This window comes from Microbacterium sp. PAMC21962, from assembly GCF_019443465.1.
GTDB lineage: Bacteria > Actinomycetota > Actinomycetes > Actinomycetales > Microbacteriaceae > Microbacterium > Microbacterium hominis.
In genome coordinates this window covers 564,884-585,381 of sequence record NZ_CP080381.1, presented here as the reverse complement: position 1 = coordinate 585,381, position 20,498 = coordinate 564,884, and the positions used below count along the sequence as shown (strand labels likewise).

Annotated in this window: 19 protein-coding genes and 1 tRNA gene; 17 read left to right on the top strand and 3 right to left on the bottom strand. The window is 69.5% G+C overall.

Going from position 1 to position 20,498, the window contains the following annotated elements; genetic code table 11:
* Positions 1–152 precede the first annotated feature (152 nt).
* Genes ileS through ndk form a run of 4 tightly spaced genes read left to right on the top strand, consistent with a single transcriptional unit; the run spans position 153 to position 5,737 of the window.
* Positions 153–3,575, top strand: coding sequence for an isoleucine--tRNA ligase (ileS, locus tag KY498_RS02825; protein ID WP_191008546.1), 3,423 nt, complete (start codon positions 153–155; stop codon positions 3,573–3,575).
* Positions 3,572–4,924 (top strand): folylpolyglutamate synthase/dihydrofolate synthase family protein, encoded by a 1,353-nt coding sequence (locus KY498_RS02820; RefSeq protein ID WP_191008547.1) that lies wholly within the window; start codon positions 3,572–3,574, stop codon positions 4,922–4,924. Before ileS ends, KY498_RS02820 begins: the two co-directional genes overlap by 4 nt.
* Positions 4,912–5,322, top strand: a complete 411-nt coding sequence (locus KY498_RS02815; RefSeq protein WP_060958551.1) for a DUF4233 domain-containing protein — start codon at positions 4,912–4,914, stop codon at positions 5,320–5,322. Before KY498_RS02820 ends, KY498_RS02815 begins: the two co-directional genes overlap by 13 nt.
* Before the next feature lies 1 nt (position 5,323).
* Complete coding sequence (gene ndk, locus KY498_RS02810; RefSeq protein ID WP_005053482.1) at positions 5,324–5,737, top strand: nucleoside-diphosphate kinase; 414 nt, start codon at positions 5,324–5,326, stop codon at positions 5,735–5,737.
* Between the two features lie 40 nt (positions 5,738–5,777).
* Here ndk and KY498_RS02805 read toward each other — a convergent pair whose 3' ends face one another.
* Positions 5,778–6,392: a vitamin K epoxide reductase family protein gene (locus tag KY498_RS02805; protein ID WP_060958552.1), complete on the bottom strand. Its 615-nt coding sequence runs from the start codon at positions 6,390–6,392 to the stop codon at positions 5,778–5,780.
* 306 nt (positions 6,393–6,698) lie between these two features.
* On the opposite strand from KY498_RS02805, the gene KY498_RS02800 reads away from it, so the two are divergent.
* Positions 6,699–9,161, top strand: coding sequence for an Rne/Rng family ribonuclease (locus KY498_RS02800; RefSeq protein ID WP_191008548.1), 2,463 nt, complete (start codon positions 6,699–6,701; stop codon positions 9,159–9,161).
* A 3-nt stretch (positions 9,162–9,164) separates the two neighbouring features.
* Here the strand turns inward: KY498_RS02800 and KY498_RS02795 are convergent, their stop codons facing one another.
* Complete coding sequence (locus KY498_RS02795; RefSeq protein WP_060958554.1) at positions 9,165–9,437, bottom strand: DUF4031 domain-containing protein; 273 nt, start codon at positions 9,435–9,437, stop codon at positions 9,165–9,167.
* Positions 9,438–9,630: 193 nt separating this feature from the next.
* Here KY498_RS02795 and rplU point away from each other — a divergent pair, with 193 nt between their 5' ends.
* The 10 genes from rplU to KY498_RS02745 all read left to right on the top strand — a co-directional run bounded on the left by rplU (position 9,631) and on the right by KY498_RS02745 (position 16,370).
* The gene (rplU, locus tag KY498_RS02790; RefSeq protein WP_060958555.1) at positions 9,631–9,939 is read left to right on the top strand and encodes a 50S ribosomal protein L21; all 309 of its coding nucleotides are present in this window, start codon (positions 9,631–9,633) and stop codon (positions 9,937–9,939) included.
* Between the two features lie 18 nt (positions 9,940–9,957).
* Positions 9,958–10,215, top strand: a complete 258-nt coding sequence (rpmA, locus tag KY498_RS02785) for a 50S ribosomal protein L27 (protein WP_060958556.1) — start codon at positions 9,958–9,960, stop codon at positions 10,213–10,215.
* A gap of 108 nt (positions 10,216–10,323) precedes the next feature.
* Positions 10,324–11,844, top strand: a complete 1,521-nt coding sequence (gene obgE, locus KY498_RS02780) for a GTPase ObgE (RefSeq protein WP_101306287.1) — start codon at positions 10,324–10,326, stop codon at positions 11,842–11,844.
* Complete coding sequence (proB, locus tag KY498_RS02775) at positions 11,841–12,674, top strand: glutamate 5-kinase (protein WP_060958558.1); 834 nt, start codon at positions 11,841–11,843, stop codon at positions 12,672–12,674. The genes obgE and proB overlap by 4 nt, the downstream gene beginning before the upstream one ends.
* Positions 12,675–12,735: 61 nt before the next feature.
* Entirely contained in the window at positions 12,736–14,007 is a 1,272-nt protein-coding gene (locus tag KY498_RS02770; RefSeq protein WP_191008549.1) for a glutamate-5-semialdehyde dehydrogenase, read from the top strand.
* A 40-nt stretch (positions 14,008–14,047) separates the two neighbouring features.
* Positions 14,048–14,275: a hypothetical protein gene (locus KY498_RS02765; RefSeq protein WP_060958560.1), complete on the top strand. Its 228-nt coding sequence runs from the start codon at positions 14,048–14,050 to the stop codon at positions 14,273–14,275.
* Positions 14,276–14,284: 9 nt separating this feature from the next.
* Positions 14,285–14,881 carry a nicotinate-nucleotide adenylyltransferase gene (gene nadD, locus KY498_RS02760; RefSeq protein ID WP_060958561.1) on the top strand — a complete coding sequence of 199 codons (597 nt, stop codon included), beginning with the start codon at positions 14,285–14,287 and terminating at the stop codon, positions 14,879–14,881.
* Positions 14,878–15,849 carry a hypothetical protein gene (locus KY498_RS02755; RefSeq protein ID WP_191008550.1) on the top strand — a complete coding sequence of 324 codons (972 nt, stop codon included), beginning with the start codon at positions 14,878–14,880 and terminating at the stop codon, positions 15,847–15,849. Before nadD ends, KY498_RS02755 begins: the two co-directional genes overlap by 4 nt.
* Complete coding sequence (gene rsfS, locus KY498_RS02750) at positions 15,846–16,223, top strand: ribosome silencing factor (RefSeq protein ID WP_191008551.1); 378 nt, start codon at positions 15,846–15,848, stop codon at positions 16,221–16,223. Before KY498_RS02755 ends, rsfS begins: the two co-directional genes overlap by 4 nt.
* Positions 16,224–16,294: 71 nt before the next feature.
* A tRNA-Ala gene (locus tag KY498_RS02745) sits at positions 16,295–16,370 on the top strand.
* Between the two features lie 219 nt (positions 16,371–16,589).
* Here KY498_RS02745 and KY498_RS02740 read toward each other — a convergent pair.
* Positions 16,590–16,919 carry a hypothetical protein gene (locus tag KY498_RS02740; RefSeq protein WP_191008552.1) on the bottom strand — a complete coding sequence of 110 codons (330 nt, stop codon included), beginning with the start codon at positions 16,917–16,919 and terminating at the stop codon, positions 16,590–16,592.
* Between the two features lie 821 nt (positions 16,920–17,740).
* Between KY498_RS02740 and KY498_RS02735 the strand changes: the two genes are divergently transcribed.
* Positions 17,741–18,397, top strand: a complete 657-nt coding sequence (locus KY498_RS02735) for a M23 family metallopeptidase (RefSeq protein WP_191008553.1) — start codon at positions 17,741–17,743, stop codon at positions 18,395–18,397.
* Positions 18,398–18,491: 94 nt separating this feature from the next.
* On the top strand, positions 18,492–20,474 hold the full coding sequence (gene nagE / locus KY498_RS02730) for an N-acetylglucosamine-specific PTS transporter subunit IIBC (RefSeq protein ID WP_191008554.1): 1,983 nt from the start codon (positions 18,492–18,494) through the stop codon (positions 20,472–20,474).
* The last annotated feature ends 24 nt before the right edge of the window (positions 20,475–20,498 follow it).

Here is a 20,498-nt window from a genome sequence, read left to right as displayed (position 1 = left end):
CGCTAGAACCGCGCGGGGCAGGCCCGTCACAGCCGCAGTACGAGTGGCCGCCGCCTCGCGCGCCGGCAAGCGGGGTGGTACCGCGGTCGCATGATCGTCCTCGCAGGAAGACTGCACGATTCACACGATGCACGAGCCCCTGCTGGAGTGACATGACCTACCCCCGCCCTTCGACGAGCGCCCCCACCGCCGACGGCGCCAGCGCCTTCGGGCCCGCCGCCGAGGTGTCGCCGAACCCGCGATTCCCCGAGATCGAGCGCGACATCCTCGACTTCTGGTCGCGCGACGACACGTTCCGCGCGTCGATCGCCCGCCGTGAAGGCGCCGAGGAGTGGGTCTTCTACGACGGCCCGCCCTTCGCCAACGGCCTTCCGCACTACGGGCACCTGCTCACCGGGTACGCCAAGGACCTCTTCCCGCGCTTCCAGACGATGCGCGGCAAGAAGGTCGACCGCGTCTTCGGGTGGGACACGCACGGCCTTCCCGCCGAGCTCGAGGCCATGAAGCAGCTCGGCATCACCGAGAAGAGCGAGATCGAGCAGATGGGGATCGCCGCCTTCAACGCGAAGGCGCGCGAGTCGGTGCTCGAGTACACGCAGCAGTGGGAGGACTACGTCACCCGCCAGGCGCGCTGGGTCGACTTCGAGCGCGGCTACAAGACGCTCGACACGGGCTACATGGAGTCGGTGCTGTGGGCCTTCAAGGGTCTGTGGGACAAGGGGCTCGCCTACGAGGGCCACCGTGTGCTGCCCTACTGCTGGCGCGACGAGACGCCGCTGTCCAACCACGAGCTGCGGATGGACGACGACGTCTACAAGATGCGTCAGGACCCGTCGGTCACCGTCACCTTCCCGCTCGTCGGGGTGAAGGCGGAGAGCCTCGGACTCACCGGCGTCCGCGCCCTCGCGTGGACGACCACCCCCTGGACCCTCCCGACCAACCTCGCTCTGGCCGTCGGGCCCGAGATCGAGTACGTCGTGGTCCCCGGCGGGCCGCAGGGCGCCGCCGACGTCCCGGCATCCGGCGACGACGAAGGCGCCACGGCGCACCGCTACCTGCTCGCCTCCGACCTCCTCGGCGGCTACGCGAAGGACCTCGGCTACGAGAACGCCGCCGATGCGGCCGAAGCGGTGGAGCGGACGATCCGGGGTGCGGAGCTCGCGGACGTGCACTACGACCGCCTGTTCGACTACTACGCGGATGCCGAGGTGTGGGGGACCGGCACGGCCTGGCGCATCCTCGTCGACGACTACGTGAGCACCACCGACGGCACGGGCATCGTGCACCAGGCGCCCGCCTACGGCGAGGACGACCAGCGGATCACCGAGGCCGCCGGCATCCCGCTCATCATGAGCCTGGACGACGGCGGACGCTTCCTGCCCCAGGTCGCGGACGTGGCCGGCGAGCTCTGGATGGACGCGAACCGTCCGCTGATCCGGCTGCTGCGCGCGGAGGGACGACTGCTGCGCGAGGCCTCCTACGAGCACTCCTACCCGCACTGCTGGCGGTGCCGGAACCCTCTGATCTACAAGGCCGTCTCCAGCTGGTTCGTGCGCGTGACCGCGATCAAGGACCGGCTCATCGAGCTCAACGAGCAGATCACCTGGGCACCGGAGAACGTCAAGCACGGCCAATTCGGCAAGTGGCTCGAGGGGGCGCGCGACTGGTCCATCAGCCGCAACCGCTTCTGGGGCTCGCCGATCCCGGTCTGGCGCAGCGATGACCCGGAGTACCCGCGGGTCGACGTCTACGGGTCTCTGGCCGAGCTGGAGCAGGACTTCGGACGCCTTCCGCGCAATGCGCAGGGCGACGTCGACCTGCACCGTCCGTACATCGACGAGCTGACCCGGCCCAACCCCGACGACCCGACCGGACAGAGCACGATGCGCCGCATCGAGGACGTGTTCGACGTGTGGTTCGACTCGGGCTCGATGCCCTACGCGCAGGTGCACTATCCGTTCGAGAACCGCGAGTGGTTCGACGAGCACGCGCCGGCCGACTTCATCGTGGAGTACATCGGTCAGACGCGCGGCTGGTTCTACGTCATGCACGTGCTCTCCGGCGCGCTGTTCGACCGGCCCGCCTTCACGGGCGTCGCCTGCCACGGCATCGTGCTCGGCAGCGACGGCCAGAAGATGAGCAAGTCGCTGCGCAACTACCCCGACGTCAGCGAGGTGTTCGATCGCGACGGCTCCGACGCGATGCGCTGGTTCCTCATGGCCTCGTCGGTGCTGCGCGGCGGCAACCTGATCGTCACGGAGGAGGGCATCCGCGCGGGCGTCCGCGAGTTCCTGCTGCCGCTGTGGAACACGTGGTACTTCTTCGCGACCTATGCGAACGCCGCGACCGCCGACGGATACGAGGCGCGCTGGCGCACCGACTCGACGAACGTGCTGGACCGCTACATCCTCGCCCTCACCGGCGACCTCGTGCGCGGTGTCGCCGCCGACCTCGAACAGCTCGACTCGACGACGGCCGCGGCGAAGCTCCGCGACTTCGCGGAGGCGCTCACCAACTGGTACGTGCGTCGCTCGCGCGACCGGTTCTGGGTCGGGGTGACCGACGACGAGACGTCGACCGAGGCCTTCGACACCCTGTACACGGTGCTCGAGACGCTCACGCGCGTCGCCGCACCGCTGATCCCGCTCGTCTCCGAGCGCGTCTGGCAGGGGCTCACCGGGGGCCGCAGCGTGCACCTGGAGGACTGGCCCGACCCCGACGCCTTCCCCGCCGCCGCCGACATCCGCACGGCGATGGACGCCGTGCGCGAGGTGTCCAGCGTCGCGAACGCGCTCCGGAAGAAGGAGGGCAAGCGCGTGCGCCTGCCGCTCCCGCGTCTCACGGTCGTCGTGCCCGACGCGCGCGCCCTGGCGCAGTTCGAGGACATCGTCCGCGAGGAGCTGAACGTCAAGGCCGTGGAACTGGTGGAGCTGGAGGCCGGCACCGCCGCGGAGTTCGGCATCACGCACCGCCTCTCGGTGAACGCGCGTGCCGCCGGCCCCCGCCTCGGCAAGCAGGTGCAGCAGGTCATCGGCGCCGCGCGCGCCGGCGAGTGGAGCGAGCACGACGGCGTCGTGACGGTCGGCGGCATCGCCCTCGAGCCGGGCGAGTACGACCTGGTGCTCGAGACGGCGGGGCGTCCCGAGGGGGAGGCGCTCGCCGTGCTTCCGGGCGCTGCCGACCGCCAGGGCGGGTTCGTGCTGCTGGATACGACGACCACGCCCGAGCTGGAGGCCGAAGGGCTCGCCCGCGACACGATCCGCGCCGTGCAGGACACCCGCAAGGCGGCCGGCTTCGACGTGAGCGACCGCATCCGCCTGCAGCTGCTGTTCGAGGCACGCGAGGATGCCGACGCGGTGGCGTCGGCGTTCGGCGCGGCGGATGTGGCGGGGGAGACGCTCGCCCTCGACTACGCCGTGGTCGATCCCGACGGCACGGCGCTGCTCGGCGAGGGCTCGGTGCTGGCCGCGGCCGAAACGATCGACGCCGACCACACCGCGCTGATCGCCGCGGGCACCTATGCCAACACCGGCGCCTTCACGGTGGCCGTCACCCGGATCGGAGCAGACTCGTGAGCGATCGCAACCGCGCCGACGCCGTCTACCGCGCCCTGCTCACCCGACAGGGCGAGCAGTGGGTGCAGCCGCGCGTCGAACGCACGCGTCGGGTCCTCGAGCTGCTCGACGACCCGCAGCGCACCTACCGCGTCGTCCACGTGACGGGCACCAACGGCAAGACCTCCACGAGCCGGATCATCGAGTCCATCGTCCGCGCGCACGGCCTGCGGACCGGCCTGTTCACGAGCCCGCACCTGGAGCGCTTCACGGAGCGCATCATGATCGACGGCGAGCCCATCGACGACGGGCTGATCGCCGACGCGTGGGACGAGATCGCTCCCATCGTCGATCTCGTGGATGCGGAGCTCGCGGCATCCGGCGACGCCGCCCTCACCTTCTTCGAGCTGCTCACGGTGCTGGCCTTCGTCGCGTTCGCCGACGCCCCGGTCGACGTCGCGGTCGTCGAAGTCGGCATGGGCGGCACGTGGGACTCCACCAACACGGCGGACGGCGACGTCGCGGTGATCGCCCCGATCGACCTCGATCACGCCGACAAGCTCGGACACACCATCGCCGAGATCGCGACGGTCAAGGCGGGCATCATCAAGCCCGGCGCCGCCGTGGTGTCCGCGCAGCAGGATGCGTCGGCACTGGCCGTCCTCACCGACGCCGCCGCCGCGCGCGACGCCTCGCTCGCGGTGGAGGGCTCGGCGTTCGGGTTGACGAGTCAGCGCCTGGCGGTCGGCGGCCAGCAGCTCGCCGTCCGCGGCCTCGCCGCCGCCTACGACGACCTCTACCTGCCGCTGTACGGCGCCCACCAGGGACACAACGCCGCGCTGGCGATCGCCGCGGTCGAATCGCTCATCGGCGCCGGCGTACAGCCGATCGCCCCCGACGTGCTCACCGACGGACTCGCGCAGGTGACCTCTCCCGGTCGCCTGCAGCTGATCGGGGTCGCTCCCACGGTGCTCGTCGACAGCGCGCACAACCCGCACGGCGCCCGCGCGCTGGTCGCGGCGCTGGGCGACTCGTTCGACTTCGACGAGTGGGGGATCGTGTTCGGCGCGTTCGGCGACAAGGACACGGCCGGAATCGTGTCGACGCTCGCCCCCGCGGCCGCGCATGTCTTCGTCACCGCGCCGGATTCCGAGCGCGCCGCCGACCCGGAGGCGCTGGCCGATCTGGTCGAGGCCGTCGGCATCCCCGTCACGGTCCACCCCGCCCTGGCGGACGCGGCCGAGGCGGCACGCGAGTGGGCATCGGGTTCGGAGCGGCGTGCCGTGGTCATCGCCGGCAGCGTCGTGCTCGCCGGTGAGGCCCTGCAGCTCGCTGCGGATGAGGACTGGAAGAGCGGATGGCGCGCGTGAGCGGGCGCGTGCGCCGCGCTCGGGGCGCCGAGGAGTCGCTCGCGCAGGTGGTGCTCGGGTTCGAGTCGATCATCGTCTTCCTCGGCGGCCTCGCCGTCTACGGCCTGAACGCCCTTCCTGCCGGCATCGCCTCGTGGTGGGGGATCGTCGCGGGTTCCGTGCTGGCGGTGCTCATGATCGCGACGACCGGCGTCGTCCGCTTCCGGTGGGGTATCGCGCTCGGCTGGCTCTGGCAGGCGCTCATCGTGCTGGGCGGGTTCATCGTGCCGGCCCTCGTGATCGTCGGCGTCATTTTCGGTGGGATGTACGCGTATGCGACGATCAAGGGCAGAGCGCTCGATCGCCGCAATGCCTCGCGCGCGCACGCTTCCTCCCCGCACGCCCCGAACGGAGAATGACATGCCCACCGAAGAAACCCTCGTCCTCGTCAAGCCGGACGGCGTCGCACGCGGTCTCACCGGCGCGATCCTCGCCCGCATCGAGGCGAAGGGCTACGCCCTCGTCGACATCAAACTCGTCGAGCCCGACCGCGACGTGCTCGAGCAGCACTACGCGGAGCACGCCGGCAAGCCCTTCTACGAGCCCCTGCTCGAGTTCATGCTGTCCGGGCCATCGGTCGCCATCCGCCTCGCCGGCAACCGCGTGATCGAGGGCTTCCGTTCGCTGGCGGGCACGACCGATCCCACGACGGCCGCCCCCGGCACCATCCGCGGCGACTTCGGACGCGACTGGGGCCTGAAGGTTCAGCAGAACCTCGTGCACGGCAGCGACAGCCCCGAGTCCGCCGCACGCGAGCTCGCGATCTGGTTCTGAGCCGGTGGCCGGCGCTGCCGGCCACCGCTTTCGGCGTCGATCAGAAGATGACGTCGATCAGCTGAGGGATCGCGTCGAGGCGCAGCTGCGCCAACAGCAGCACGACGGCATAGGTGACGAACGCCATCAGTGGCACCCACGCGCTCAGCGCCGTGCCGACGGCGCGGACACGGGCGTTGTCGGAGACCACGCCCGATCGCAGGAGATGGACGGCGACCGCGTAGAACGTCGGGATCGTCACGAGCCATGTGACCATGCACCACGGGCAGAGCGTGCCCAGGATGTAGATGCTCTGGCTGATGAGCCAGATGACGAATCCGAACGCGAAGGTGATCCCCGCGAAAAAGGTCCACCAGAACCATCGGGCGAAGCGGGCGCCCGCGAGGATCGCCATCCCCACGACGATGGGCGCCATCCATCCCGTCAGCCCGATGATCGGGTTCGGGAACCCGAACGCGCTGCCCTGCGGCGAGTTCAGGTTCGCGCTGCACTGCACCACGATGCTGAAGTCGCAGGATGCCGCGACGGTCGAGTCCGCGACCTTGTCGAACTTCTCGAGCGTCAGGGCGAAGGCGGCGATCCATCCGATCGCTCCGGCGATCACCAGCCAGATCGCGAGGATTCTCGGGCGACTGTCGATCGTGCGTGAGGCCATGACGGCGATTATCGCATCCATGTGCATGAGGTCCGCTGGGTCCACTCCGACGGAACGCGCGATGCTCGGCGGCGCCTCTGCTCAATCCTCACGAGAAGATGCGATAATGGGGGCCGATGCATCGCGGCCGCGCCGCAACCGGCATCACCGAAGACTTCGGGCGATGAACGCCCTTGGCAGCACGAGCCCCGCCGACGAGCGGGTGAGGCTGCAGACCGAGTGAGTACGCGGTTCCCCGGCATCCGGGTGAGGCCGCCAGAGTTCACCCGACGGCACGCGGAGCCGGCGGCGAGGAGTAAGCCAGAGATGGCCGATGACAACAACGATCAGTCCACCATCGCCGCGGACGGGGCGCTGAACGCCCCCGAATCCACCGCTGCGACCGCCCACGAGCCGGCCGAGGTCGAGGTGGCCCCCGCGGCGACCGAACCGGCCGTCGAGACGTCCGCGGAGCCCGAGACGTCCGCTGCACCCGAGACGTCCGCTGCAGACACCGCACCCGAGCCTGCTCCTGCGGACGCGGCTCCCGCAGAGGCCGCTCCTGCGGAGGCCGACGCGGCGTCGGCAGAGGCCGAGGCGCCCGAGACCCCCGCGTCCGACACGCCCTCGGCGGAGACCGATGCCGCCGCGGCCGAGGAGCCCGCCAAGGACGAGCCCCTCACCGCGGTCAGCCTGGGGCTGCTGCCCGCCGACTTCGTCTCGGCGGTCTCCACCCAGCTCGTCTTCTACGCGCCCGCCATCGCGCCGCTCCCGCCGCGCCCGGGTGCGCGGCCCGAGAGCCGCGACGAGCGCGAGGAGCAGGGGCCCGACAGCGGCTCCAGCGCACGCCGGCGCAACCGTCGCCGCGGGGGAGGCGGCTCGGCATCCGACGCCGACGACGCGCCCCGCGAGCAGAACCAGCCGCGCCGCCGCGCCGTCGAGCTCATCACCGAGCCCCAGCGCATCAAGGGCTCGACGCGCCTGGAGGCGAAGAAGCAGCGCCGTCGCGACGGCCGCGAGGCCGGCCGCCGTCGCACCGTCGTCACGGAGGCGGAGTTCCTCGCCCGGCGCGAAGCCGTCGACCGCGACATGATCGTCCGCTCCAAGAACGGTCGCATCCAGATCGCCGTCCTGGAGGACAACGTGCTCGTCGAGCACTACGTCGCCCGCAGCCAGGAGTCGTCGCTCATCGGCAACGTCTACCTCGGGCGCGTGCAGAACGTGCTCCCGAGCATGGAGGCGGCCTTCGTCGACATCGGCCGCGGCCGCAACGCGGTGCTGTACTCGGGCGAGGTGGACTGGGACGCCGTCGAGACCGGCAACCAGCCGCGACGCATCGAGCTCGCCCTCAAGAGCGGCGACCGTGTGCTCGTGCAGGTCACGAAGGACCCGGTGGGCCACAAGGGCGCCCGTCTGACGAGCCAGATCTCCCTTCCCGGCCGCTACCTCGTGTACGTCCCGGGCGGCGCGATGAACGGCATCTCCCGCAAGCTCCCCGACACGGAGCGGGCCCGCCTCAAGCGCATCCTGAAGGAGGTCCTTCCGGAGTCGAGCGGCGTCATCGTGCGGACGGCGGCCGAGGGCGCCACCGAGGAGCAGCTGACCCGCGACGTCCAGCGTCTCACCGCGCAGTGGGAGCACATCTCCACGCAGGTCGAGACGATCGGCGCCCCCGCCCTGCTGCACTCCGAGCCGGACCTGCTGGTGAAGATCGTCCGCGACGTCTTCAACGAGGACTTCTCGAAGATGCTCATCCAGGGCGAGGACGCCTACCAGACCATCACGGCCTACCTCGCGGGTGTCGCACCCGACCTGCTGGAGCGCGTCGAGAAGTACGAGGACGACCAGGATCCCTTCGACCGGTTCCGCGTGACCGAGCAGATCGAGAAGGCTCTCGACCGCAAGGTGTGGCTGCCGTCGGGCGGCTCGCTCGTCATCGACCGCACCGAGGCGATGACGGTCGTCGACGTCAACACCGGCAAGTTCGTCGGCTCCGGCGGCAACCTCGAAGAGACCGTCACCAAGAACAACCTCGAAGCGGCCGAGGAGATCGTCCGACAGCTCCGGCTGCGCGACATCGGCGGCATCATCGTCGTGGACTTCATCGACATGGTGCTCGAGTCCAACCGCGATCTCGTGCTCCGCCGCCTCGTGGAGTGCCTCAGCCGCGACCGGACCAAGCACCAGGTCGCCGAGGTCACCTCGCTCGGCCTCGTGCAGATGACCCGCAAGAAGCTGGGGCTGGGTCTGCTCGAGACCTTCAGCGAGCCCTGCGAGGTCTGCGCCGGCCGTGGCGTGATCGTGCACCACGACCCGGTGGTCAAGCACCGCGGCTCGCAGGCTCCGTCCTCCAACGGCGGTCGCCGCTCGCGTCAGAGCGCGCCCGCCGGCGGCAACGGCGCCAGCGCCAACGGAGGCACGCACGTCATCACGGAGAGCGCGAAGTCCGCGCTCGCGCAGATCGCCGCCTCCACGATCCACACGACGGCCGAGGATGCCGCGGCGCAGGCCGACGCGACGCCCGTGATCACGCTGCCCGACCCGGAGAACGACGCCGCCGCCGAGCGCCCCAAGCGCCCGCGCAAGAAGCGCGAGCCCTCCACGCGCGCGACGGCCGAGAAGAAGACCGAGAAGGACATCCTCCTCGACTCGGTCCTCAGCGCCCTTCCCGAGCCGAAGGCGCCGGGACAGGGACGCGGCCGACGCCGCGTGACCACGGCTGCACTCACCGGCACGCCGGTGGCGGCGACGCCGGCGGGGGAGTCCACGGAGGCCGCGTCGGGCGAGTGAGCCTCAGCTCTCGCGGCGCTCGCGGGCGGTGATCCGCAAGCCCGACGCGATGAGGCGCTTGACCAGCTCGTGGCCGCTGACGTGCTCCGCACCGGCGGCCACGAGACGGTCGAGCGCGTCCTCCGGGACGTCATAGTGATCGCGGTCGAATCCGCGACGGGGGATGCCGTTGGCCGCGGCGAAGGCGTGGAGCTCCTCGAGGTCGCTGTCGCTGACCAGATGGGCCCAGAGCCGCCCATGGGCCGGCCAGCGGGGGTCATCGATGAGGATCGCCATGCCCGCAGTCTAGGTCGACGCGCGACACGCCTCGCTCTGCTTTTGCCGATGTCCCCGGCATCCGGTAAAGTAGACCCTTGGTGCGTCGAGTTCCGCCTCCGCACTGGATGTTTGGGCACGACCTTCCCGGGACGTGCTTGTCCCATGAAGACAGCCGGAGCCGCAGGTTCCGCAGAAGAAAAACAGGTGTGAAGTGGTTTACGCAGTTGTGCGCGCCGGTGGCCGTCAGGAGAAGGTCGAGGTCGGCACGATCGTCGTCCTCGATCGTCAGCAGGCCAAGGTCGGCGAGAAGCTCGAGCTGCCCGCGGTGCTGCTCGTCGATGGCGACGCCGTGACGACCGACGCCGACAAGCTCGCGAAGGTGACCGTCACCGCCGAGGTCCTCGGCGAGGAGCGCGGTCCGAAGATCGTCATCCAGAAGTTCAAGAACAAGACCGGCTACAAGAAGCGCCAGGGCCACCGTCAGGACCTCACGCGCGTCAAGATCACCGGCATCAAGTAAGCGGAAGAGGCAGACGAGATGGCACACAAGAAGGGCGCAAGCTCTACCCGTAACGGTCGTGACTCCAACGCCCAGCGACTGGGCGTGAAGCGCTTCGGCGGCCAGCAGGTCCTCGCCGGCGAGATCCTCGTCCGCCAGCGCGGCACGCACTTCCACCCGGGCGCCAACGTCGGCCGCGGTGGAGACGACACGCTGTTCGCCCTGGCCGCGGGTGCGGTCGAGTTCGGCAGCAAGGGCGGCCGCAAGGTCGTCAACATCGTCGCCGCAGCGGAGTGACCGCGCGGTCGACCACAGACATGAGGTGAGGGGCGGGCTTCGGCTCGCCCCTCCTTCTTTACCACCGAGATCCATCCCCACCTCGACCCATCCCGTCAGGAGACCGACATGGTGACCTTCGTCGATCGAGTGACGCTCCATCTGCGAGCCGGCAAGGGCGGCAACGGCTGCGTGTCCGTCCGCCGCGAGAAGTTCAAGCCGCTCGCCGGTCCCGACGGCGGCAACGGCGGCCACGGCGGCGACATCGTGCTCGTCGCCGATCCGCAGGTGACCACGCTGCTCTCGTACCACCACTCGCCGCACCGCTCCGCGGGCAACGGCGGCTTCGGCATGGGCGACAACCGCTCCGGCGCCGCGGGCGAGAGCCTCGAGCTCGCCGTCCCCGTCGGCACCGTGGTGAAGGATGCCGACGGCGAGACCCTGACGGATCTCATCGTCCCCGGCACCCGCTTCGTCGTCGCCCCGGGCGGCCAGGGCGGTCTCGGCAACGCCGCCCTCGCCAACCCCAAGCGCAAGGCGCCGGGGTTCGCGCTGCTCGGAACACCGGGCTGGGAGGGCGACGTCCTCCTCGAGCTGAAGACGGTGGCCGACGTGGCCCTGGTCGGCTTCCCGTCTGCGGGAAAGTCGAGCCTCATCGCCGCGGTGTCCGCAGCACGGCCGAAGATCGCGGACTACCCGTTCACGACCCTGCATCCGAACCTCGGCGTCGTCCAGGCGGGGGAGACCCGCTACACCGTCGCCGACGTGCCCGGCCTCATCGAAGGGGCCAGCGAGGGCAAGGGGCTCGGACTGGAGTTCCTGCGCCACGTGGAGCGCTGCACCGCCCTGGTGCACGTGCTCGACTGCGCGACCCTCGAGCCGGGTCGTGACCCGCTGAGCGACCTTGACGTCATCCTCGAGGAGCTCGGCAACTATCCGGTGCCCGAGGGGCAGACGCCCCTGCTCGAGCGCCCGCAGCTCATCGCGCTGAACAAGGTCGACGTGCCCGAGGCGAAGGATCTCGCCGACCTCGTCCGCCCCGAGCTCGAGGAGCGCGGCTACCGCGTGTTCGAGATCTCGACCGTGAGCCACGAGGGTCTGCGTCAGCTCACCTTCGCCCTCGGCGACATCGTCGCCGCGCACCGCGCGCACCTGGCTGAGACCCCGGTGGCGGAGCGGATCGTCATCCGACCGAAGGGCGCCGACAAGGACTTCGAGATCCGGGTCGAAGGCGGCACCTACGGCAACGTCTACCGCATCCTCGGCGACAAGCCGCTGCGCTGGGTGCAGCAGACGGACTTCCAGAACGAGGAGGCCGTCGGCTTCCTCGCGGACCGCCTCGAGAAGCTCGGTGTCGAGGACGAGCTCTACCGCGTCGGCGCGGTCGCCGGCTCGACCGTCGTCATCGGCCCCGGCGACGGGATCGTGTTCGACTGGCATCCGTCGCTCTCGTCGGCGGCCGAGCTCATGACGGCGCCCCGCGGCACCGACCCGCGTCTGGACCTGAACCCGCGACGCACCACGTCGCAGCGACGCGAGCGGTATCACGAGCGCATGGACGCCAAGGCGGAAGCGCGCGCCGACCTCGAGGCCGAGCGCCTCGGCGGCGCGGCGGACGCGTACCAGTGGGAGGACGACGAGGAAGCGTGAGCGTGCAGGACCGGTCACAGATCGCAGGAGCGCAGCGGGTCGTCGTGAAGGTCGGCTCGTCGTCGATCAGCGGCGAGAACCACTACCGCATCGAGTCCATCGTCGACGCCCTCGCCGCGGCGCGCGCGCGGGGCACGCAGGTCGTGCTGGTCTCCTCCGGCGCGATCGCGACCGCGCTGCCCTTCCTGCACCTCGAAGGGCGGCCGTCCGACCTCGCGACCCAGCAGGCCGCCGCGGCGGTCGGCCAGAACGTGCTGATGTGGCGTTATCAGACCTCGCTCGACCGGCACGGGATGCTGGCGGGGCAGGTGCTGCTGACCGCCGGCGACCTCGAGAACCCGGCTCACCGCGCCAACGCGCGCCGTGCCGTCGACCGGCTCCTCGGGCTGGGCGTGCTCCCGATCGTCAACGAGAACGACACGGTCGCCACCCACGAGATCCGCTTCGGCGACAACGACCGGCTCGCTGCACTCGTCGCCGAGCTGATCGGCGCCGACGCGCTGGTGCTGCTCAGCGACATCGAGTCGCTGTACACGCGACCGCCGTCCGAGCCCGGGGCCGAGGCCATCTCCACTGTCGACTTCGGCGACGATCTCAGCCGGTACGAGTTCGGCTCGGTGGTCGTCAACAGCGTCGGCACCGGCGGTGCGGCGACGAAGGTCTCGGCCGCGCGTCTGGCCGCCGCTGCCGGGGTGGGCGTGCTCGTCACGAGCGCCGACCTCGTCTCGTCCGCGCTGTCGGGCGCCGACGTCGGCACCTGGTTCGCCCCCAATCCGGTCGCCCCGGTGCGCAGCGGCACGACGCCGATGCCGACCGTCCCCTCGGCGTGACCCGGCATCCGCGCGATGCCGGACGACCGAGACGGCTGGTCGTCCTCGATACACTGAGCGGATGACCACTCCCACCGTCTCTGTCGCCGCCGGCGCCCGCCAGCGCATCGAGCGTGCGCACGACGCCGCGCGGAGCATCGGACTGCTGACCGACGTCGAGAAGGCCGATGCTCTCCGGGCCATCGCCGCGGCGATCGAGGCCGCCTCGGCGGACATCGTCGCCGCGAACGCCGACGACCTCGAACGGGGCATCCGCGACGGTCTGACGGACGGCCTGCGCGACCGCCTCCGGCTCGACGCCTCGCGTGTGCAGGCCCTGGCCGACGCGGTGCGCGACGTCGCCGAGCTGCCCGATCCCGTCGGACGCGTGCTCGACGAGCGCACGCTGCCGAACGGGGTGCACCTGCAGAAGGTCTCCGTCCCCTTCGGCGTGGTGGGATCCATCTATGAGGCGCGTCCCAACGTCACCGTCGACATCGCGGCGCTCGCGCTCAGGTCGGGCAACGCCGTCGTCCTGCGCGGCGGCACGGCGGCGCTGGCCACCAACGCCGCCCTCGTCGCGGCCATGAGATCGGCCCTCGCCGACCGGGGCATCGATCCCGAGGCCATCCAGACGGTCGACGAGTTCGGCCGCGACGGCGCCCACGCCCTCATGCAGGCCCGCGGACTCGTGGACGTGCTGGTTCCTCGGGGGAGCGCCCAGCTCATCGAGACCGTCGTCACGCAGTCGGCGGTGCCCGTCATCGAGACGGGAGCGGGCGTCGTCCACATCGTGCTCGACTCGTCCGCGCCGCTGGAGTGGGCCCAGCAGATCGTCGTCAACGCGAAGGCGCAGCGGCCCAGCGTGTGCAACGCCGTCGAGACGGTCCTCGTCGTCCGCGACGCCGCCGACCGGCTCGTACCGCCGGTCGCCGCCGCACTGCAGGATGCCGGTGTCACCATCCACGGCGACGACGCCGTCCGCGCCCTCGTTGCGGATGCCGTGGCGGCCACCGACGCGGATTGGTCGACGGAGCACATGAGCCTCGACCTGTCGATGCGCGTCGTCGACGACCTCGACAAGGCGCTGGAGCACATCCGGCGCTACTCGACGCACCACACCGAGTCGATCGTGACGGCGGACGACGCGCACGCCGAGCGCTTCCTGGCCGAGGTCGACTCCGCGGTCGTCATGGCCAACGCCTCGACCCGTTTCACCGACGGCGGCGAGTTCGGCTTCGGAGCGGAAGTCGGCATCTCCACGCAGAAGCTCCACGCGCGCGGGCCCATGGGCCTTCCCGAGCTCACCAGCACCAAGTGGCTGGCGCGTGGGTCCGGGCAGATCCGCGCCTGACCGCCTAAACTGGGAAGACCCGACTTTCGAAGGAGTCCGAATGACCCTCGCCACGATCCTCGCCCTCGCCTCGGCGGAGGCGGAGCACCACGGCAACGTCCAGGCCGAGACGTTCATCTTCGGCCTGATCGCGTTCATCGTGTTCTTGGCGCTCGGACTGGTGACGCTGTCGTACCGCAACGTCGCCAACCGTCACTCGCACAAGGCCGAGGCCTACGCCAAGGCGCACCCCGTCGACCAGGCGCAGGTGGGACACGGCCACCACTAGGACGGCAGGATGACTTCGACGCGCGCCCCACGCATCGGGGTCATGGGTGGAACCTTCGACCCGATCCACCATGGACACCTCGTGGCAGCGAGCGAAGTCGCGCAGTCCTTCGACCTCGACGAGGTCGTCTTCGTGCCCACGGGGATGCCGTGGCAGAAGGCAGACGTGACGGCGGGGGAGCACCGCTATCTGATGACCGTCATCGCGACGGCATCCAATCCGCAGTTCACCGTCAGCCGCGTCGACATCGACCGCGGCGGACCCACCTTCACCATCGACACGCTTCGCGACCTCAAGGCCGCACGCCCCGACGCCGAGCTCTTCTTCATCACGGGAGCGGACGCGATCGCGCAGATCCTCGGATGGCGCGACCACGACGGCCTGTGGGACCTCGCCCACTTCGTCGCGGTCTCGCGGCCGGGACACGTGCTGTCCACGGAAGGACTGCCCGAGGAGGTCGTCAGCCGGCTCGAGATCCCCGCCCTGTCGATCTCGTCGACGGACTGCCGCGCACGCGTCAGGAAGGGACACCCCGTGTGGTACCTCGTCCCCGACGGCGTCGTCCAATACATTGCGAAGCACCACCTTTACCGGAGCGAGGCATGAGCACACCCGACCAGCCCGAAACTCCCCAGCTGACCCGGCGGCAGCTGCGCGAGATGCGCAACACCGCCTCGACGCCGGTGATCACCCCCGAAGAGGCCGACAAGGCCGCGCACGCCGCCGAGCCGGCCCCCGCGGTCGTCGCGCCGTTGCCGCGCGCCGCTGAGCCCGCAGACGTGCCCGAGGCGCCCCCGGCGGCAGCCGACATCGACCTCGACGCCCAGCCCGTCACCCGCCGGGCCTCGAGGCGGCAGGAGCGCCTGCGCACGGCATCCGTGACCGTCGCCGACGACACGGCGACCGACGAGGGCGACGGATCCGCCGCGCCCGCCGAGCCCGCCGCGTCACACGATGCCGAGGCAGGTTCCGGTGTCGAGGCTCCCGCATCGCCGGAGGAGACCCCCGCCGTGACCCGCGAGCCCTTCGCGGAGGCGCCCGAGTCTCGCGAGACCGATGAGCAGGAGCGGCCGATCGTCGCGCCGACCTTCGGGTCGGGCCTCCTCGCCGGCGAGAACGTCGACCTGGAGCTGCCCGCATCGTTCGATCAGCTCCTGACCCGCGGCAGCACCGCGACGGGGGCGCTCTCGGCGCCCAACGCGCTCATCCTGTCGCAGACGCCCGAGACGGGCGCGCTCGTCTCGCCCATCACGGCCACCGGGGAAGTGCTCATCACCGGCACCTTCTCGCTGCCCGAGTCCTTCGGCTCGACCGGCACGCTGCCCGGCCTCGCCGACAACAAGGAGACGGATGCCGTCCTCGTCGACGGGGAGCTTCCGGCCTCGTCCTCACCCACCCCGATCGCGGCGAGTTCCGCGATCAGCACGATCAAGAGCGCAGAAGACATCATCAAGCCGCCGGCGCCGGAGAAGGGGAGCCGGCTCATGCTGGCTCTCGTCATCACCGCCGGCGCGCTCGCCCTCGCCCTGACCGGCGTGCTGATCGTCGCACTCGTGACAGGAGCCTTCCGATGACCGCCGCCGACAGCACCCGCGACCTGGTCGCGATCGCCGCGGCCGCGGCAGAGAGCAAGGGCGCCGAGGATCTCCTCGCGTTCGATGTGTCCGAGCCGCTGCCCCTCGTGGACGTGTTCCTTCTCGCCACCGGATCGAGTGAGCGCAACGTCGCCGCGATCGCCGACGCGGTGGAGGAGGCCATGCTCGAACAGGGCGTCAAGCGGCTGCGCCGCGAGGGCCGCCAGGAGTCGCGCTGGATCCTCCTGGACTTCGGCGATCTCGTCGTACACGTCTTCCACGAGCAGGAGCGGGTGTTCTACGGTCTGGAACGGCTGTGGAAGGACTGCCCGATCGTTCCCATCGAGGTCGCCGCGCCGGCCGCCGTGGAGTGACACGTGTTCGTTGCACCCCGCGAGATGTAGTAAGGTAGAGGGGTTGCCGCGAGCGGCAGACAACTGAAAATGGGCCTGTGGCGCAGCTGGTAGCGCACCTGCATGGCATGCAGGGGGTCAGGGGTTCGAGTCCCCTCAGGTCCACCAATATTGCTGATCAAAGGCTGTTCTCGGCATCCCTCGAAGGTCCCCGAGAGCTTCTGTTGAAGCTGATTCGTCGTCGTGTTTCGAGTATTACGGCTCCGTCGAGCCAGCATCACAGATGGAGCCGACCCCGGAGCGCGTGGAGCACTTCTCGCACGCACACCAGAAGGCGGCACAGAAGAGGCGGCACTGCGTTTCGTCGTGCCGCCTCTTCGTCGAGATTCAGTGGCCCTCGTCCGTGCGCAATCTGCCGTTGTGGAAGGCGATGAGCTTCACTCGCCGCCAGTACGGCTCGCCGATGAGTCCGGGCTCTGCAGAACGCGCGACTGCAGCAACGAGCAGCGCAGACAGTCCTGCCGCAACTGCGAAAAGCGGCCCCATCCACGGAGCTTCGGGACCGATGACGACGGCGCCAATGACAATGGCGACGGTAGACATTACTCCGGCCGTCGTGGTGATCACGCGCAGCGGGCTAGCAGGAGCTGCGCCAAAAGACACACCCGTGCTCACGGCGATAAGGGCCGTGATCGTGTAGACGAGCATCTCGTTCATCTTGTCTCCTCGTTCGTCAGCAACCCACGCGCCAGATGCTACCCGGTGCGGGGACGACGTTGAAGAAGAGACACGACCTGGGCTTGTCACTCTGGGCGAGATTCGCCTGTAGCTGGATGTATGAACCCCATACTGCGCACCCCACCGATAGTCCGGGAGCCCTTCTGGAGAACACGCTGCACATGCCGACCGCCGCCGCGTAGTTTCGTACATTCGAAGTCTCGGAGCGAGTGAGTTTCATGCCCCATCCAGCGCCGTCTTGAATCGATGTGTCATCGGTGGCCTTCCAGTTCATGCCAACATTCGTCGGCCGCTTCACACTGACATCCCAGGAGAGGAGATGTCTCTAGTCTTTGGGGGACACGTATACGACTTTCGCCTACTGCTGGTGCATTAATCGTGGGCGCATTGGGTTGCCCTCCGATCGTGCACATGTTGCGCGCCCGCGCTGTCGGATTCGGCGGCCTCAACATCGAGATACGACGTGCAATTGCTCTTCGCCTGAAAAGCCACGCGCGCATGACAATCCAGACTATTTCGGGCTGTCTGGGGCCGTCGGAATAGGACGCGCGGCGAACGAGCTGGGTGTTTCGACGAGCTAGGACGAGGAGGAGAGCTGCGGCGCAGGCGAGTGCGAATGCGCGTCCGCGGCGAACTGAGATCCGCGAACGAGTCACATATGCTCTGACACGAAGGGGCTGATGCCATGACGCGAGTGCCTCAAAGTGGGTGCTTTCGTCTACATCGGCCGCCGACAAGGCACACTCGCTCTCGTCGGCGGTCCCGCATGGTCAGCCGTTCGGATGACGGAGAGGAACGGCATGGTTGCGGCGGTCGACCTGGCATATCCGTTCGCGGGTCGCTGGCTCGTTGGCAACAGCCCGGCAGATCGGGTGCCGAGTCACGGCACGACTCTTTTCGCCACGTCCTACGCCATCGACTTCGTTCCCGTCGACGACGCGGGGCGCACGGCACCGATCACGGCCCGTTCGCTCGTGCGCGCGGAGCCGCCGTCGGTGTTCCCCGGGTTCGGACGCCCTCTGCTGGCGCCCGTCGACGGCGTGGTCGTCGCCGCCCATGACACCGAGTCCGATCACCTCGCCCATCGCGGTCTGCCCTCGATCGCCTACGCGCTCACTCAGCGACGACGCGTCCGCGGCGGATGGGTGGCACTGGCCGGCAACCACGTCCTCATCGACCGGGACGGCGTCATCGTGGCGCTGTGCCACCTTCAGCGGGGGAGCCTCGTCGTGCGCCCAGGTCAGCGCGTGCGGACCGGCGACGTCGTCGGCCGCTGCGGCAACTCCGGCAACAGCACCGAGCCGCACCTTCACCTGCAGGCCATGGATTCTCTCGACGCCGATCGCGCTCGCGCCGTGCGCCTCCGCGTCAACGGCGCGCTTCCGCGTCGCGGGGAGGTCATCGACGCGATCGCAGGAGGGCGTGCGGAGGGGTCAGGTCGCAGCGGAATTAGCTGAATGAATGCTGTGCGCGACCATTGATCAGCGGTAGCGTCCCCTCAGTGGTCCGCAGCGACGCGCGACCCGATTCCCTCAGGGACGGAGTTCACCGATGAAGTTCTTCCAACGACTCGGCCGATCGATCATGCTCCCGGTCGCGGTGCTGCCGGTCGCCGCGATCCTCTCCGGCATCTCCTACTGGATCAGTTCTGCCGCCGGCGGCTCGAACATCGTGTCCGCCTTCCTCGGCGCCGCCGGTGGCGCCCTGCTCGACAACATGCCGCTCCTGTTCGCCGTCGGCGTCTCGATCGGCATGGCGAACAAGACGGACGGCACCTCGGCTCTCGCCGGCCTGGTCTCCTGGTTGACGATCACCACCCTCCTGGCCCCTGCCACGATGCAGAAGCTGCTCGGCATCGAAGACCTCGCGAACGTCAATCCGGCGTTCGGCAAGGTGCAGAACGTGTTCGTGGGCATCGTCGCCGGTCTGATCGGCGCCTGGTGCTACAACAGGTTCAAAGACACGAAGCTGCCCGATGCGCTCTCGTTCTTCTCCGGGAAGCGCTCGGTCGCGATCGTCACGGCCGGGCTCTCCCTGGTGGTGGCCGTGGTCCTGATGTTCGTCTGGCCCGTCGTCTACGGCGCCCTCGTCACCTTCGGCGAGTGGATCTCCACGCTCGGCCCGTTCGGCGCCGGCCTCTACGGCTTCATGAACCGGCTGCTGATTCCCACCGGCCTGCACCACGCGCTCAACTCGGTGTTCTGGTTCGACGTCGCCGGTATCAACGATCTCGTCAACTTCCTCAACGGCACCGGAACCTACGGCGTCACCGGACAGTACATGGCGGGGTTCTTCCCGATCATGATGTTCGGCCTTCCGGGCGCCGCCCTGGCGATGTACCTGACCGCCGACTCACGACGCAAGAAGGTCACCTACGGCATCATGCTCTCGGGCGCGATCGCCTCCTTCTTCGTCGGCGTGACGGAGCCGCTCGAGTTCGCCTTCATGTTCGTCGCCCCCTGGCTGTACCTCATTCACGCCGTCTTCACCGGCATCTCCGTCATGATCGCGGCGATGCTCCCGACGCGACTGGGCTTCGGCTTCTCCGCTGGATTCATCGACATGTTCCTGCAGTGGACGAATCCGATGGCGGAGAACCCGTGGATCCTCCTGCTGCTGGGCGTCGCCTGGTTCTTCATCTACTTCTTCACGTTCTACTTCCTGATCAAGCGGTTCAAGCTGAAGACTCCGGGCCGGGGCGACGAGCTCGACGAACAGGATGCCGACAACGTCGGCACGAGCCTCACGGGCTATCACGGCACGGCGGAGAAGTTCATCGCGGCGCTGGGCGGGAAGCAGAACATCATCGACGTCGACAACTGCGCGACGCGGCTGCGCATGGAGATCGCCGACACCTCTCAGGTCGACGAGCACGCGCTGAAGCGTGCCGGCGCTGCGGGCACCATCAAGCCGGGCGGGCATTCCGTGCAGGTCGTGTACGGCCTCAACGTGCAGTTCGTCAAAGACGCGATGGAGGACATCCTCAACGACCGCAACATCGAGGCCTTCCGCGGTGCGGATGCGGGCCATACCGGCGCGGCGGCGGGCTTCGTGGGCGGCGTCGGGGGCGCGGCGGTGGCGGCGGGCGCCGCCGCCGAACAGCGACTGCGGGCGCGGACCGTGCCCGCGGCGACGCTGCAGCTGCGTCAGCCCGTCGCCGGCACGGTGCTCCCGCTGTCCGAGGTGCCCGACGCCATGTTCGCCGAGGGCACGATGGGTCCCGGACTCGCGATCGACCCCGCGGGCGACACGATCGTGGCGCCCGCGGCAGGAACCGTCGCCTCGGTGTTCCCGACCGGCCACGCGATCGGACTGGCTCTGGCCGACGGCACCGAACTGCTGATCCACATCGGCATCGACACCGTGGACATGAAGGGCGACGGATTCGAGACCCTCGTGAAGACCGGAGACGCCGTGAGCGCCGGCACGCCGCTCCTCCGCTTCGACGCCGACAAGATCCGCGCCGCGGGACATTCCGCGATCACACCGGTCATCGTGCTGAACAACGAGAACGCCACCGTCGAGTTCGTCTGACCGACGGCGATCCGCGCGAGGAGC

Coding starts and splice junctions, on each gene's coding strand:
- rsfS (WP_191008551.1), top strand. CDS start 15,846: ATGACCGCCGCCGACAGCACCCGCGACCTGGTCGCGATCGCCGCGGCC.
- KY498_RS02770 (WP_191008549.1), top strand. CDS start 12,736: ATGACCACTCCCACCGTCTCTGTCGCCGCCGGCGCCCGCCAGCGCATC.
- rpmA (WP_060958556.1), top strand. CDS start 9,958: ATGGCACACAAGAAGGGCGCAAGCTCTACCCGTAACGGTCGTGACTCC.
- KY498_RS02735 (WP_191008553.1), top strand. CDS start 17,741: ATGGTTGCGGCGGTCGACCTGGCATATCCGTTCGCGGGTCGCTGGCTC.
- KY498_RS02740 (WP_191008552.1), bottom strand. CDS start 16,919: ATGAACGAGATGCTCGTCTACACGATCACGGCCCTTATCGCCGTGAGC.
- KY498_RS02795 (WP_060958554.1), bottom strand. CDS start 9,437: ATGGCGATCCTCATCGATGACCCCCGCTGGCCGGCCCATGGGCGGCTC.
- KY498_RS02815 (WP_060958551.1), top strand. CDS start 4,912: ATGGCGCGCGTGAGCGGGCGCGTGCGCCGCGCTCGGGGCGCCGAGGAG.
- obgE (WP_101306287.1), top strand. CDS start 10,324: ATGGTGACCTTCGTCGATCGAGTGACGCTCCATCTGCGAGCCGGCAAG.
- KY498_RS02805 (WP_060958552.1), bottom strand. CDS start 6,392: ATGGCCTCACGCACGATCGACAGTCGCCCGAGAATCCTCGCGATCTGG.
- KY498_RS02765 (WP_060958560.1), top strand. CDS start 14,048: ATGACCCTCGCCACGATCCTCGCCCTCGCCTCGGCGGAGGCGGAGCAC.
- nagE (WP_191008554.1), top strand. CDS start 18,492: ATGAAGTTCTTCCAACGACTCGGCCGATCGATCATGCTCCCGGTCGCG.
- nadD (WP_060958561.1), top strand. CDS start 14,285: ATGACTTCGACGCGCGCCCCACGCATCGGGGTCATGGGTGGAACCTTC.
- KY498_RS02800 (WP_191008548.1), top strand. CDS start 6,699: ATGGCCGATGACAACAACGATCAGTCCACCATCGCCGCGGACGGGGCG.
- ileS (WP_191008546.1), top strand. CDS start 153: ATGACCTACCCCCGCCCTTCGACGAGCGCCCCCACCGCCGACGGCGCC.
- KY498_RS02755 (WP_191008550.1), top strand. CDS start 14,878: ATGAGCACACCCGACCAGCCCGAAACTCCCCAGCTGACCCGGCGGCAG.
- ndk (WP_005053482.1), top strand. CDS start 5,324: ATGCCCACCGAAGAAACCCTCGTCCTCGTCAAGCCGGACGGCGTCGCA.